The organism is Arthrobacter sp. zg-Y750 (assembly GCF_020907365.1).
GTDB lineage: Bacteria > Actinomycetota > Actinomycetes > Actinomycetales > Micrococcaceae > Arthrobacter_B.
The window spans coordinates 136,147-149,801 of sequence record NZ_JAJJOC010000007.1 but is presented as its reverse complement, the minus strand read 5'-3'; the positions used below and the strand labels follow the sequence as shown (position 1 = coordinate 149,801).

The window sequence follows — 13,655 nt, the reverse complement described above, 5'->3', positions numbered from 1 at the left end:
TCCACGATGGCTAAGGCTGAACTTCGCAAGCCCAAACCAAAGTCCAATCCCTTGAAGGCCGCTGACATCACTGTCATCGACTACAAGGACGTAGCATTGCTGCGCAAGTTCATTTCCGACCGCGGAAAGATCCGCGCCCGTCGCGTAACTGGCGTAACCGTGCAGGAACAGCGCAAGATCGCCCAGGCAATCAAGAATGCCCGCGAAGTTGCTCTCCTGCCGTACTCCGGCGCTGGCCGCGGCTAAGGAAAGGAACCACACTAATGGCAAAGCTCATTCTGACCCACGAAGTAACCGGTCTCGGCGCTGCCGGCGACGTCATCGAGGTTAAGGACGGTTACGCACGTAACTACCTCCTGCCCCGCGGCTTCGCTCTGACCTGGACCAAGGGTGGCGAGAAGCAGGTTGAGTCCATCAAGGCTGCCCGCGCTGCCCGTGAGCACGCTTCCTTGGAAGATGCTCAGAAGCAGGCTGCCGCTCTCTCCGCCAAGCCGGTCAAGCTGACCGTCAAGGCCGGGGAATCCGGACGCCTCTTCGGCACCGTCAAGCCCGCAGATGTTGCTGCTGCTGTTGAGGCTGCCGGTCTCGGCGCCATCGACAAGCGCAAGGTTGAACTGCCGACGCACATCAAGTCGGTTGGTTCCTTCCAGGCCAACGTCCGCCTGCACGACGACGTTGCTGCCGTCATCGACCTCGAGGTCGTTGCCAGCTAGCGTCCAACGCAGTTGCGCAGGACACCCTCCGGCTTCCGAGCCGGGGGGTGTTCTGCGTTCCCGGGGTGTTTATTTCCACAGCAGCCTTGGTTCTTGTGGATATCGTCACCACGGGTTGGGGAAAATCCCGCTCAATATGCCCATTTAGCACCGCTGTCAACACGGACCCGACACCCGGGCGCGGCGGAAAATAGTTGGTTTGCACAGGTGTGGACAAGCGTTTGCCCTAGTCAGAGCGGTATTTGTGGAAAAACTGAATATTTATCCACATGCTTATACCCAACCTGTGCACAAGACACGCCGTGTTATGCACAACCTATCCACAAGACCTGTGGATAACCCGTTTGTCGGGAAGGCCGCAGAGGCATACGGTTGCGGTGAATCCCTTCATCGCCACGCATGCCCGCCGGTCCGGATCAGTCAGCACCGCCGCCGGTTTCCTGCCGGATGGTCGGAGCCGGCTGATACTAATGGTCCGGTGCCCTGCAGGGCTGGGATCGCACCATTCTTTTATCCTGGAAAGGGTCACAGTGTCGCTCACGCATACGGACTCCAAGGCATCATCATCAAGTCCGGACTTCGCGAGGACACCTCCTCAGGACCTGGTCGCCGAGCAGTCGGTGCTGGGCGGCATGATGCTGTCCAAGGACGCCATTGCCGACTGCGTCGAGGTGCTGCGCGGCATTGACTTCTACCGTCCCGCGCACGAGTCCATCTACGAAGCCATCATTGACCTGTACGGCCGCGGCGAACCGGCTGACGCCGTCACCGTTTCCGATGAGCTGACCAAACGCGGCGAAATCACCCGTATCGGCGGTCCCGCATATCTGCACACTCTCATCCAGTCTGTGCCCACCGCGGCCAACGCCGGTTTCTACGCGGAAATCGTCCGGGAACGGGCCGTCCTGCGCCGCCTGGTCGGCGCCGGCACCAAGATTGTCCAGCTCGGCTACTCCAATGACGGCATGGAAGTGGACGACATCGTCAACGCTGCCCAGGCCGAGATCTACGCCGTCGCCGAACGCCGCACAGCGGAAGACTACGTCCCCCTGAAGGACATCATCGAAGGCACCGTGGACGAGATCGAGTCCGCCGGGCACCGGGGCGAGGGCATGACCGGTGTGCCCACCGGCTTCTACGAACTCGACGAACTCACCCAGGGACTGCACCCCGGGCAGATGATCGTCATTGCCGCCCGCCCCGCCGTCGGCAAGTCCACCTTCGCACTGGACTTCGCCCGCTCGGCCGCCATCAAGCACAACATGACCACTGTCTTCTTCAGCCTGGAAATGGGCCGCAACGAGATTGCCATGCGCCTGCTCTCAGCGGAGGCCACCATCGGCCTGCAGGACCTGCGCAAGGGCACCATCAAGGACGAACAGTGGGGCAAGATCGCCACCACCATGGGCCGGATGAACGACGCTCCGCTGTTCATCGATGACAGCCCCAACATGTCCCTGATGGAAATCCGCGCCAAGTGCCGCCGCCTGAAGCAGCGCCACGACCTCAAGCTCGTCGTGCTGGACTACCTGCAGCTGATGTCCTCCGGCAAGCGCGTGGAATCCCGCCAGCAGGAAGTCTCCGAGTTCTCCCGTGCCCTGAAGCTGCTCGCCAAGGAACTCGAAGTGCCGGTGATCGCCCTGTCCCAGCTGAACCGTGGTTCCGAGCAGCGAACGGATAAGAAGCCAATGGTCTCCGACCTGCGTGAATCCGGCTCCATTGAGCAGGATGCCGACATGGTCATCCTGCTGCACCGCGAGGACATCTACGACAAGGAATCGCCGCGGGCCGGTGAGGCAGACGTGATCGTGGCCAAGCACCGTAACGGTCCCACCAAAACCATCGTGGTGGGCTTCCAGGGCCACTACTCGCGCTTCTCCAACATGGCGGTCGAAGGCGGCAGCGGCTTCTAGCTGCCGCCCGTCCCAGCGCCCCGCCCCGTCCCCCACCGCTTCGTTCCACCCACCACAGCAGGAGATCCGCCGTGCCCAAGTCCAAGCCCCGCAAGAAGGCCGTCAACAAGAAAAAGCAGGCCCGCCGGGCCGAGCATGAGATCAACGCCATGCTGAGCGGGGAGACCGCTTACTTCAGTGACGACGCCGAGGAGCTGCTGACCTCGCGCGGCTGGGTCAGCGAGCGGAACCAGCCCGGCGGCGCGGACCAGGGTGATGCGTGGTACTGGATGCCCTCGCAGCTGCCCGCCTACCTCGAAGAAGGCGAGCCGGTGCCCACGTCCGTCTATCCCTCCTCCGATACAACATTCGTGGGGCAGCTGGCCACACCGGACGGCTCGGTGCCGCCGGAGGCGCAGGCCGAATATGCTTCCCTGGCGGAGCTGGAAGCGGACCTCGACCGCCTGGAGGCCTACCGGGTTCCCGACGGCGCCTGGACGGCCCTGCCCGGCAGCGCCGACGAAACCCCGGCGGACCTCATCGACTCCATTACCGAGGAGTGGGAACTGATCGCCGAACTGATCCACTTCCCCTACAGCGCCGATGACGGTCCCCGTTCCTTCACGGCCGTGCAGCAGGCGGTGCAGGACGGCCGGCTTACCGAGTACGCGTACAACTCGGTCCTGGCCGGACGCGGCGTTGCCCGCCCCGGGGAATCCCACTAGCACCGGGGGCATGTTCCTGTCCTAGACTTCCGCGCCCGCGTCCGCGGCACAGCCCCTGCACGCACTGTCGCCGGGGCAGCGGCGCCGGGTGGCCCTGGCCGGGCTGATGGCGGAGCCGCCGGAGCTGCTCCTGCTCGACGAACCCACCAACCACCTGTCGCTGTCGCTGGTGCTGGCGGAAGAGCTCGAGAAAGCGTTGCTGCGGTATCCCGGAACGGTCGTGCTGGCCAGCCACGACCGCTGGCTCCGGCGCCGCTGGACCGGGCGGGGCCTGCTGTTTTAGTTCAGCCCCGGTTGTGTGCGCCCGGTCCGCCGGCGGGTTCCCCGTGCGCATCGTGGCTGGAGGCGAGCTGCCACGGCACGCTGGCAACCATGATGGCCGGTTCGAAGTGCAGCCGCGCCTTGATCCGCAGCGCTGTCTGGTTGTGTACCAGCTGCTCCCACCAGCGGCCCACCACATATTCGGGGATGTACACCACGAACAGTTCCCGCGGGGCGTTGCGGCGGGCCTCGCGCAGATACGCCAGGACGGGCGAGATGGTCTCGCGGTAGGGAGAGGACAGGACCGTCAGCGGGACGGGGATCTGCAGGCGCTCCCATTCGGCCAGGGTACGCCGGGTCTCTTCCGGATCAATGTCCACAATGATGGCGTTCAGGCTCGACGGGCGGGAGGCCCGGGCGTAGGCGATGGCCCGCAGCGCGGGCTTGTGGACCTGCGAGATCAGGATCACCGCGTTGACCCGGGAAGGCAGGGCCAGCCCGTGTTCGTCCTCCTTCAGCGCCAGCTCGCGTGCGACTGTGTCATAGTGCACCCGGATGCTGTACATGATCACGTAGAGCACGGCCATGGCAAGCAGGGCAATCCAGGCGCCGTGTGTGAACTTGGTGATAATGACGATGAGCAGCACCAGGGCAGTCATGCCGAAGCCGCCCGCGTTGATCGCCCGCGACCGCTGCATCCGGCGTCGTGCGTCTTTGTCCCGTTCGGTGCGCAGCTTGGCCGTCCAGTGCCGGATCATGCCCAGCTGGCTGGCGGTGAAGGATACAAAGACCCCAACGATGTAGAGCTGGATCAACCGCGTGACGTCGGCGTCGAAGGCCACGATCAACACCAGCGCGCCCAGGCCCAGGGAGATAATCCCGTTGCTGAAGGCCAGCCGGTCACCGCGGGTGCGCATCTGGCGCGGCAGGTACCCGTCCTTGGCCAGAATCGAACCCAGGACCGGGAAACCGTTGAACGCGGTGTTGGAGGCGAAGACCAGGATCAGGCCGGTGGAGGCCACCACTACGTAGAACGGCAGGCTGCCGCCGCCGAAAATGGTTTCGGCCAGCTGGCTGATCACCGGATGCTGTACATAGTCCTCACCCACCGGTGCGCCGTTGACGGTCAGCTGGGTGGCAGGGTCCTGGGCCACATGCACCTTGGTCAGGTTGGCCATGGCGAGGATACCGCCAATCATGGCCGTGGCAATCACGCCCAGGAGCAGCAGCGTGGTGGCGGCATTGGTGCTTTTGGGCTTGCGGAAGGTGGGCACCCCGTTGCTGATGGCCTCGACGCCGGTCAGCGCGGCAGCCCCGGAGGAGAACGCCCGCAGGAGCAGGAACGCCCCGGCCAGACCCACCAGGCCGCCGTCCAGGCCGGCCTCGGGCACCAGCCCGAAGGAGGCGGACGGAGCTTCCCGCAGGTTGCCGGAGAGGAACTGGATCAGGCCGGTGAGGCACATGCCCACCACCGAAGCCATAAAAATGTAGGTGGGCACGGCGAACACTGCGCCCGCCTCACGGATACCGCGCAGGTTCACCAGGACCAGCACCGCCACGCCGATCACGGCAATGGTGGCCTGGGTGCCGTGCAGCGCCGGAACGGCAGTCACCAGATAGGACGCCGCCGAGGACATGGACACAGCCACCGTCAGCACATAGTCCACCAACAGTGCCGAGGCGACGGTCAGCCCGGCGGGCTTGCCGAGGTTGGTGCTTGCAATCTCGTAGTCACCGCCGCCGGAGGGGTAGGCGTGCACGTTCTGCCGGTAGGAGGCCACCACGGTGAGCAGCACCACGATAACGGCCAAACCCACCCACGGGGATACGGTGACGGCAGCGACCCCGGCCAGCGCCAGGGTCAGCAGGATTTCATCCGGCGCGTAGGCAGCCGAGGACAATGCGTCAGAGGCAAAAACCGGAAGCGCGATCCGCTTGGGAAGCAGGGTGTGCGCAAGGCGTTCATTACCGTAAGGACGCCCGACCAGAATGCGTTTGAGCGCATTGAAGAATGTGAGCACGAGGTCCTACGTTAGACCGGTCTGTTGGCACTGTCCAGAAGCCCGGGCACGGCACTGCTGGCCCCGCAGGCCGGGACACCGGACAGCGACGGCGGCGGGTGCCGGGGCGGTGCTGGTGCAGTACCGTTTACGACTATGGTCTCTGTGGATGGTGCTGGCTCCGATCGGCCGCGGCGTGCCGCGAATATCAGGGATGTGGCGGCAGCGGCGGGGGTCTCCCACCAGACGGTCTCCCGCGTGATCAACGGCCACGCGAACCTGCGCGAATCAACCCGCCGCCGGGTGTTGGACGCCATGGAGGAGCTGCAGTTCCGACCCAACCGGGCGGCCCGTGCGCTGGTCACCAAGGAATCCCGGATTATTGGCGCGCTGGTGGCCTCGGGTGCCGAATACGGACCTACGGCCAGCCTGCAGGCCGTGCAGACGGCGGCCAACGAAGCCGGTTACGTAGTGGATGCCGCGCACATCGACACCGCGGACCGGGCCTCCATCGAAGCGGCACTGGACCGCCTGATGAGCCACGCCGTCGAAGGCCTGGTCCTGCTGGCCCCGCAGTCCCGGACCTTGGCGGTCATTGAGCAGCTCTCCATCCGGATTCCCTTTGTCACCGTGCACTCCCTGCACAGCGAGGACCACCGCATGTCCGTGGACCAGCTGGCCGGCGCCCGGTTGGCTACCCGCTGCCTGCTGGAACTGGGGCACCGTGACGTGGTGCATGTGCCCGGACCGCAGGAATGGGTGGAGACCCAGGCGCGCCGCCAGGGCTACCTGGAGGAAATGGCCGCCTGGGACCTGCCCCCCGCTGTTGTGCCGGCGGGGGAGTGGACGGCGGAGTCCGGCTACCGGGTGGGCGTGGCCCTGCGCGCGCAGGAGAGGTTCAGTGCGGCAGTATGCGGGAATGACCACATAGCCCTTGGCCTGGTCCATGCCTATGCCGAAGCCGGGCTGCGCGTCCCTGCGGATTTCAGTGTGGTGGGCTTCGACGACGTTCCTGAGGCTGGACACTTCCTGCCGCCGTTGACCACGGTGCGGCAGGACTTTCCGGAACTGGGACGCCGGTGCATCGCCGTGCTTCTGGCGGAGCTGCGCGGTGAGGCACCGCCCACGGCCGGAGATGTGGCGCCGCGCCTTATCCGCCGGGCGTCCACCGCACCGCCGCCGCCGGCCGTTATCAAAACGTAATCTATCAGTGTGGCGCACGCCACATTTCCAAGAGTAGTCTGGCTCGAAATACCAATGTGACCGTTCACAATCCGCAGCGGATTCTTATTCCGCGGATCCGCGGTCCCGCTGACAATGAGGTCACCGTGAGCCAGACCAGTACAGCCCCCGCACATGTAGTGGGGATCGACTACGGCACCCTGTCCGGACGTGCTGTGGTGGTCCGGGTGCACGACGGCGCCGAGCTGGGTTCGGCGGTCTCCACCTATCGGCACGGGGTTATGGACTCCGTGCTGGCGGCTACCGGCTCGCCGCTTCCCTCCGACTGGGCCCTGCAGGTCCCGTCCGACTACATCGAAGTGCTGCGGGAAGCCGTGCCCGCCGCCATCCGGGCCGCCGGCATCAATCCGGCGTCGGTGATCGGGGTGGGCACGGACTTCACTGCCTGCACCATGGTCCCCGTGACCGCCGACGGCACGCCGCTGAACGAACTTCCCGGCCTCGCCGACCGCCCGCACGCCTACGTGAAACTGTGGCGGCACCACGCGGCACAGGGCCAGGCGGACCGCATCAACAAGCTCGCGGCGGACCGCGGGGAAGCATGGCTGGCGCGGTACGGCGGACTGATTTCCAGCGAATGGGAGTTCGCCAAGGGCCTGCAGCTCCTCGAGGAAGACCCGCAGCTGTACGAGCGGATGGACCACTGGGTGGAGGCGGCGGACTGGATTGTCTGGCAACTGACCGGCACCTACGTGCGCAACGCCTGCTCGGCCGGCTACAAGGGCATCCTGCAGGACGGCGCCTACCCGGACCCGGACTTCCTGGCGGCGCTGAACCCGGACTTCGCAGGTTTTGTGGCGGAGAAACTGGAACATCCCATTGGACGGCTCGGCTCGTCAGCCGGCACCCTCAGTGACCAGGCGGCTGCCTGGACCGGCCTCCCCGCGGGGATCGCCGTCGCTGTGGGCAACGTGGATGCGCACGTGTGCGCGCCGGCCGCCGGGGCCGTGGCCCCCGGCCAGATGGCCGCCATTATGGGCACATCCACCTGCCATGTGATGAGTGCCGAGCACCTGCGTGAGGTTCCCGGAATGTGCGGCGTGGTGGACGGCGGGATTGTGGACGGTTTATACGGCTACGAGGCCGGACAGTCCGGCGTGGGCGATATTTTCGGCTGGTTCACCAAGCACTTCGTGCCCGCTGAACTCTCGGAGGAAGCGGCGGCGCGCGGCCTGAGTGTCCACGAACTGCTGACCGAACAGGCAGCCCGGGAGGAAGTGGGTGCCCACGGGCTCCTGGCCCTGGACTGGCAGTCCGGCAACCGTTCCGTGCTGGTGGACCACGAACTTTCGGGGCTGCTGGTGGGCCTGACCCTCGCCACGCGGCCGCACGAGGTCTACCGATCCCTGCTGGAGGCAACCGCATTCGGCACGCGCACCATTGTGGAGGCCTTCGGCGCCTCGGGGGTGCCCGTCACGGAATTCATCGCCGCCGGCGGACTGATCAAGAACCGCTTCCTCATGCAGGTCTACGCCGATGTGCTGGGCATGCCGATCTCCGTGATCGGCAGCGACCAGGGCCCGGCGCTCGGCTCAGCCATCCACGCCGCCGTCGCCGCCGGTGCCTATCCCCACGTCCGCGACGCCGCGGCCGCCATGGGCCGGATCAAACGCAACGAATACCTGCCCGATCCGGTCCGCGCCGAGGCGTATTCCGTGCTCTACGCCGAATACACGGCCCTGCACGACTACTTTGGCCGGGGCGGCAACAAAGTGATGCGCCGGCTCAAGGCGCTTAAACGTTCGGCTCACCAGGTCCGGGAGGTGCCGGCGTGAACGAGCTGACACCGGACCTCGAGGAGGCCGCGGACCGGGTCCGGCAGGAGGTCTGGGCGCTGCACGCTGAGCTGGTGCGGTACGGACTGGTGGCCTGGACCGCCGGAAACATCTCCGGCCGGGTGCCCGGCACCGACTTTTTCGTGATCAAGCCCAGCGGCGTGGCCTACGGGGAGCTGACACCGGCGAACCTCATCCTCTGCGACGGCGACGGGCAGCCGGTCCCCGGTGCTTCCGCAGCCGGCCTGGCACCGTCGAGCGACACCGCCGCGCATGCCTACGTGTACCGGCATCTGCCCGCCGTAGGCGGAGTGGTGCACACGCACTCCCCGTACGCCACTGCATGGGCCGCCCGGGGAGAGCCGGTGCCCTGCGTCCTGACCGCCATGGCAGATGAATTCGGCGGCGAAATACCGGTGGGCCCGTTTGCCGTGATCGGGGACGACTCGATCGGACGCGGCATTGTGGCCACCCTGGACGGGCACCGTTCCCGTGCGGTCCTGATGCGCAACCACGGGCCGTTCACCGTGGGCCGCGATGCCCGGGACGCCGTGAAAGCCGCCGTCATGCTGGAGGACGTTGCCCGCACAGTGCACCTCTCCCGGCAACTGGGCGAACCGGTGCCCATTGACCCCGAGCATATTGACGCTCTGTTCCACCGGTACCAGAACGTCTACGGGCAGGGCACGCCGGACGTCCCCTCGCCAACACCTGCAACCCCTTCGACTTCAGGAGCGCACTGACTTGAGCCCGCTTACCACCACCCTGGACCCGTACGAGGTCTGGTTCCTGACCGGCAGCCAGGGCCTCTACGGCGAGGACACCCTGCGCCAGGTCGCTGAACAGTCCCAGGCCATTGTCGGCATGCTCGAGGCCGCCGGCCTGCCCGTGCGGGTGGTCTGGAAACCCACCCTGACCGACGCCGGGTCCATCCGCCAAGCAGCGTTGGAGGCCAATACGCAGGACACAGTGATTGGCGTGATCGCCTGGATGCATACCTTCAGCCCGGCCAAGATGTGGATCAGCGGCCTGGACGCCCTGCGCAAACCGCTGCTGCACCTGCACACGCAGATCAACGTGGAGCTGCCCTGGGCCGAGATCGACTTCGACTTCATGAACCTGAACCAGGCCGCGCACGGCGACCGCGAATTCGGCTATATCGCCACCCGGCTCGAGGTTCCCCGCAAAACCGTCGTCGGCCACGTTTCCACCTCCGCCGTCACCGGGCAGATAGCATCCTGGCAGCGCGCCTGCGCCGGCCGGGCCGCCATGCAGGACCTGCGCATAGCCCGCTTCGGGGACAACATGCGCAACGTGGCGGTCACCGAAGGGGATAAGACGGAGGCCGAGCTGCGTTTCGGGGTCTCCATCAACACCTGGGGAGTCAACGACCTCGTTGAGGCGGTGGAGGCCCAGTCCGAGGCCGGCGTCGACAAGCTCGTGGCCGAGTACGAGGAACTATACGATCTGGCACCGGAGCTGCGCCCCGGCGGCGGCCGCCACGAGTCGCTGCGCTACGGCGCACGCCAGGAGCTGGGACTGCTGCAGTTCATGGAAGAGGGCGGCTTCGGCGCGTTCACCACCAACTTCGAGGACCTGGGCGGGCTGCGGCAGCTGCCCGGCCTGGCCGTGCAGCGGTTGATGTTCCACGGCTACGGCTTCGGTGCCGAAGGCGACTGGAAAACCGCCATGCTGGTCCGGGCCGCGAAGGTCATGGGTGCCGGACTGCCGGGCGGGGCGTCGCTGATGGAGGACTACACCTACCACCTGGTCCCGGGCGAAGAAAAAATCCTCGGCGCGCACATGCTCGAAATATGCCCCAGCCTCACCACGCAGCGGCCCTCCCTGGAGATCCACCCGCTGGGCATCGGCGGCCGGGAAGACCCCGTGCGGCTGGTGTTCGACACCGACCCGGGCCCCGGCGTCGTCGTCGCCCTGTCCGATATGCGCGACAGGTTCCGGCTCACCGCCAACACCGTGGATGTGGTGCCGCCCGACGCACCGCTGCCGCACCTGCCGGTGGCCCGCGCCGTCTGGCAGCCCCACCCGGACCTCGCCACCTCTGCGGCCGCCTGGCTCACCGCCGGCGCAGCCCACCACACGGTGCTCAGCACGGCGGTCGGTGCTGACGTAGTCACGGACTTCGCCGACATGGCCGGTGTTGAACTGCTGCTTATCGACCGCTCCACCGAACTGCGCGCCTTCCAGCGGGAAGTGCGCTGGAATGCTGCCTACTACCGGCTCGCCCAAAAGCTATGACCCCGATCACCCCGGCACTACGACACCCCGGCACAACGAAAGGCACACCAATGAGCACGAAACCAACACTGAAGCAGGCCCTCGTCGGCGGGGTTTCGCTGGCGCTCGCCCTGAGCCTCGGCGCCTGCAGCGGCAACCGCGGCGGCGGTGACGAGGCCGGCGATTCGAATGAAGGCGCACGGATTGGCGTGGCCATGCCCACCCAGCAGTCCGAACGCTGGATCGCCGACGGCGAGAACGTGAAGTCCCAGCTCGAAGCGCTCGGCTACGAGGTGGACCTGCAGTACGCCAACGACGACATCCCCACCCAGGTCTCCCAGATCGAGAACATGATCAATGCCGGCGCCGAGGCACTGGTGATCGCCTCCATTGACGGCACCACGCTCACCGGCGTGCTGGAAACCGCCGAATCCCAGGACATCCCCGTCATTGCCTACGACCGGCTGATCAACGAATCCGACACGGTGGACTACTACACCACCTTCGACAACTACGAGGTGGGCGTGCAGCAGGGCACCTCGCTGCTCACCGGCCTGGGCATCCTGGACGAAAACGGTACGGACACCGGCCAGACCGGACCGTTCAACGTGGAACTGTTCGCCGGCAGCCCGGATGACAACAACTCCACCTTCTTCTGGGAGGGCGCCATGGACACCCTGCAGCCCTACCTGGACAAGGGCATCCTGAAGGTCCCCAGCGGGCAGACCGACTTCCAGCAGGCGGCGATCCTGCGCTGGCTGCCCGACACCGCCCAGGACCGGATGGAGGACCTCCTGACCGTGGGCAACGGCCAGCAGATCGACGGCGTGCTCTCCCCGTACGACGGGTTGTCCATCGGCATCATTTCGGCCCTGCGCTCCGGCGGTTACACCGAGGAGAACCTCCCGGTCATCACCGGACAGGATGCCGAGGTGGGGTCGGTGCAGTCCATCGTCAATGACGAGCAGTACTCCACCATCTTCAAGGACGTGCGTGAACTGGGGAAGCGTGCGGTGGTGATGGTGGACGACCTCATGAAGGGCGAGGAACCGGAGGTCAACGACGAGGAAACCTACGACAACGGCGTGAAGGTTGTCCCCTCTTACCTGCTGGAATCGCAGATTGTGACGAAGGACAACTACAAGGAAGTCCTGCTCGAGAGCGGATACTACGAGCAGTCCGACCTCGACTAGCGGCAGCAGGCGGGCGGCACCGAGCCGCCCGCCTGCCCGCCCGGGCACTATCCATTCCACCAAGGCAAGGCCAGAGAGGTCCGCGTGAGCGACTACATCCTCCAAATGAACGGGATTACTAAAACGTTCCCCGGCGTCAAGGCGCTGCAGGACGTGTTTCTCGCCGTCACCCGCGGAGAAGTCCATGCGGTGTGCGGGGAAAACGGCGCCGGGAAGTCAACCCTGATGAAGGTCCTGTCCGCGGTTTATCCGCACGGCAGCTACGAGGGGGAGATCCTCCTGGACGGGACTGCGGTATCGTTCCGCGACATCAAGGACAGCGAACGCAGTGGCGTGGTGATCATCCACCAGGAACTGGCCCTGTCACCGTTCCTTTCGGTGGCGGAGAACATTTTCCTGGGCAACGAGCGGTCTGCCCGGGGATGGATCAACTGGAACGAAACCAACGTGCGCGCCGCCGAACTGCTCCGCCGGGTGGGACTGGACATCAACCCGGTTACACGCGCCGGGGAGATCGGCGTCGGCAAGCAGCAGTTGGTGGAAATAGCCAAGGCACTGTCCAAGGACGTCAAGCTGCTGATCCTGGATGAGCCCACCGCCGCCCTGAACGACGAGGATTCCGAGCACCTGCTCGGGCTCGTCCGCGGCCTGCGCGACGACGGCATCACCTGCATCATCATCAGCCACAAGCTCAATGAAATCCGGGCCATCGCAGACTCCGTGACCATCCTGCGGGACGGGCAGACCATCGAAACGCTGAGCCTGCACGACGGCTCCGTCACGGAGGAGCGGATCATCAGGGGCATGGTTGGCCGGGAACTGACCAACCGCTACCCGGACCGCGTCCCGGACATCGGCGACGAAGTGCTGCGGGTGGAGGACTGGACGGTGTACCACCCCGCGGAGCACACCCGCACCGTGATCGACCGGGCGCATCTGTTTGTGCGGGCGGGAGAGATCGTGGGGATTGCCGGGCTGATGGGGGCGGGACGGACCGAGCTGGCCATGAGCATCTTCGGGCGCAGCTACGGCACGAACATCAGCGGCAAACTCTACAAAAACGGCCGGGAAATCACCGTCCGCACCGTGCAGGACGCCATCGGCCACGGCATTGCCTACGCCACCGAGGACCGCAAGCGCTACGGGCTGAACCTCATCGAAGACATCAAGCGGAACATCTCCGCATCTGCCCTGACCAAACTGGCCTCCAGGGGCTGGGTCGACGGCGGCAAGGAAACAGTAGTGGCGCAGGGCTACAAACAGAGCATGAACATCAAGGCACCGTCAGTCACGGCGGTTGCCGGGAAACTGTCCGGCGGCAACCAGCAGAAGGTTGTCCTGTCCAAATGGATGTTCGCGGATCCGGACGTGCTGATCCTCGATGAACCCACGCGCGGAATCGATGTGGGGGCGAAATACGAGATTTACACGATCATCAACGAGCTGGCCGCGCAGGGCAAAGCGGTGGTGGTCATCTCTTCGGAACTGCCGGAGCTCCTGGGCATCTGCGACCGCATTTACACCCTGGCCCAGGGCCGAATCACCGCTGAGGTCCCCATTGATGAAGCCACCCCCGAACGACTGATGCAGTACATGACCCAGGAAAAGGACTGACC

Annotated in this window: 11 protein-coding genes and 1 pseudogene; 11 read left to right on the top strand and 1 reads right to left on the bottom strand. The window is 65.7% G+C overall.

The genetic code is table 11. The annotated features are described in order from the left end of the window. Window positions 1-6: 6 nt before the first annotated feature. The 5 genes and pseudogenes from rpsR to LOC57_RS04970 all read left to right on the top strand — a co-directional run. Window positions 7-246: a 30S ribosomal protein S18 gene (gene rpsR, locus LOC57_RS04990; protein WP_003800144.1), complete on the top strand. Its 240-nt coding sequence runs from the start codon at window positions 7-9 to the stop codon at window positions 244-246. A gap of 17 nt (window positions 247-263) precedes the next feature. Then, entirely contained in the window at window positions 264-713 is a 450-nt protein-coding gene (rplI, locus tag LOC57_RS04985; RefSeq protein WP_227912270.1) for a 50S ribosomal protein L9, read from the top strand. Window positions 714-1,243: 530 nt separating this feature from the next. After that, complete coding sequence (gene dnaB / locus LOC57_RS04980) at window positions 1,244-2,626, top strand: replicative DNA helicase (RefSeq protein WP_227912268.1); 1,383 nt, start codon at window positions 1,244-1,246, stop codon at window positions 2,624-2,626. Between the two features lie 71 nt (window positions 2,627-2,697). Then, complete coding sequence (locus LOC57_RS04975) at window positions 2,698-3,330, top strand: cell division protein CrgA (RefSeq protein ID WP_229958501.1); 633 nt, start codon at window positions 2,698-2,700, stop codon at window positions 3,328-3,330. Window positions 3,331-3,382: 52 nt separating this feature from the next. Then, window positions 3,383-3,613 (top strand): annotated as a pseudogene (locus tag LOC57_RS04970) (ATP-binding cassette domain-containing protein); the annotation flags it as partial. Between the two features lies 1 nt (window position 3,614). Here the strand turns inward: LOC57_RS04970 and LOC57_RS04965 are convergent. After that, window positions 3,615-5,612: an APC family permease gene (locus LOC57_RS04965; RefSeq protein ID WP_229958499.1), complete on the bottom strand. Its 1,998-nt coding sequence runs from the start codon at window positions 5,610-5,612 to the stop codon at window positions 3,615-3,617. 24 nt (window positions 5,613-5,636) lie between these two features. Between LOC57_RS04965 and LOC57_RS04960 the strand changes: the two genes are divergently transcribed. From LOC57_RS04960 to mmsA, 6 genes are all read left to right on the top strand, one after another. Beyond that, the gene (locus LOC57_RS04960) at window positions 5,637-6,794 is read left to right on the top strand and encodes a LacI family DNA-binding transcriptional regulator (protein ID WP_331460634.1); all 1,158 of its coding nucleotides are present in this window, start codon (window positions 5,637-5,639) and stop codon (window positions 6,792-6,794) included. Window positions 6,795-6,919: 125 nt separating this feature from the next. Then, on the top strand, window positions 6,920-8,608 hold the full coding sequence (araB, locus tag LOC57_RS04955; protein WP_229958584.1) for a ribulokinase: 1,689 nt from the start codon (window positions 6,920-6,922) through the stop codon (window positions 8,606-8,608). After that, the gene (locus LOC57_RS04950) at window positions 8,605-9,351 is read left to right on the top strand and encodes an L-ribulose-5-phosphate 4-epimerase (RefSeq protein WP_229958497.1); all 747 of its coding nucleotides are present in this window, start codon (window positions 8,605-8,607) and stop codon (window positions 9,349-9,351) included. Before araB ends, LOC57_RS04950 begins: the two co-directional genes overlap by 4 nt. 1 nt (window position 9,352) lies before the next feature. Further along, window positions 9,353-10,867 carry an L-arabinose isomerase gene (gene araA, locus LOC57_RS04945; protein ID WP_229958496.1) on the top strand — a complete coding sequence of 505 codons (1,515 nt, stop codon included), beginning with the start codon at window positions 9,353-9,355 and terminating at the stop codon, window positions 10,865-10,867. Window positions 10,868-10,917: 50 nt separating this feature from the next. After that, window positions 10,918-12,039, top strand: coding sequence for a multiple monosaccharide ABC transporter substrate-binding protein (gene chvE / locus LOC57_RS04940; protein ID WP_229958494.1), 1,122 nt, complete (start codon window positions 10,918-10,920; stop codon window positions 12,037-12,039). Window positions 12,040-12,144: 105 nt separating this feature from the next. Next, window positions 12,145-13,653 (top strand): multiple monosaccharide ABC transporter ATP-binding protein, encoded by a 1,509-nt coding sequence (gene mmsA, locus LOC57_RS04935; RefSeq protein WP_231700512.1) that lies wholly within the window; start codon window positions 12,145-12,147, stop codon window positions 13,651-13,653. The last annotated feature ends 2 nt before the right edge of the window (window positions 13,654-13,655 follow it).

Coding starts and splice junctions, on each gene's coding strand:
- rpsR (WP_003800144.1), top strand. CDS start 7: ATGGCTAAGGCTGAACTTCGCAAGCCCAAACCAAAGTCCAATCCCTTG.
- rplI (WP_227912270.1), top strand. CDS start 264: ATGGCAAAGCTCATTCTGACCCACGAAGTAACCGGTCTCGGCGCTGCC.
- chvE (WP_229958494.1), top strand. CDS start 10,918: ATGAGCACGAAACCAACACTGAAGCAGGCCCTCGTCGGCGGGGTTTCG.
- mmsA (WP_231700512.1), top strand. CDS start 12,145: ATGAACGGGATTACTAAAACGTTCCCCGGCGTCAAGGCGCTGCAGGAC.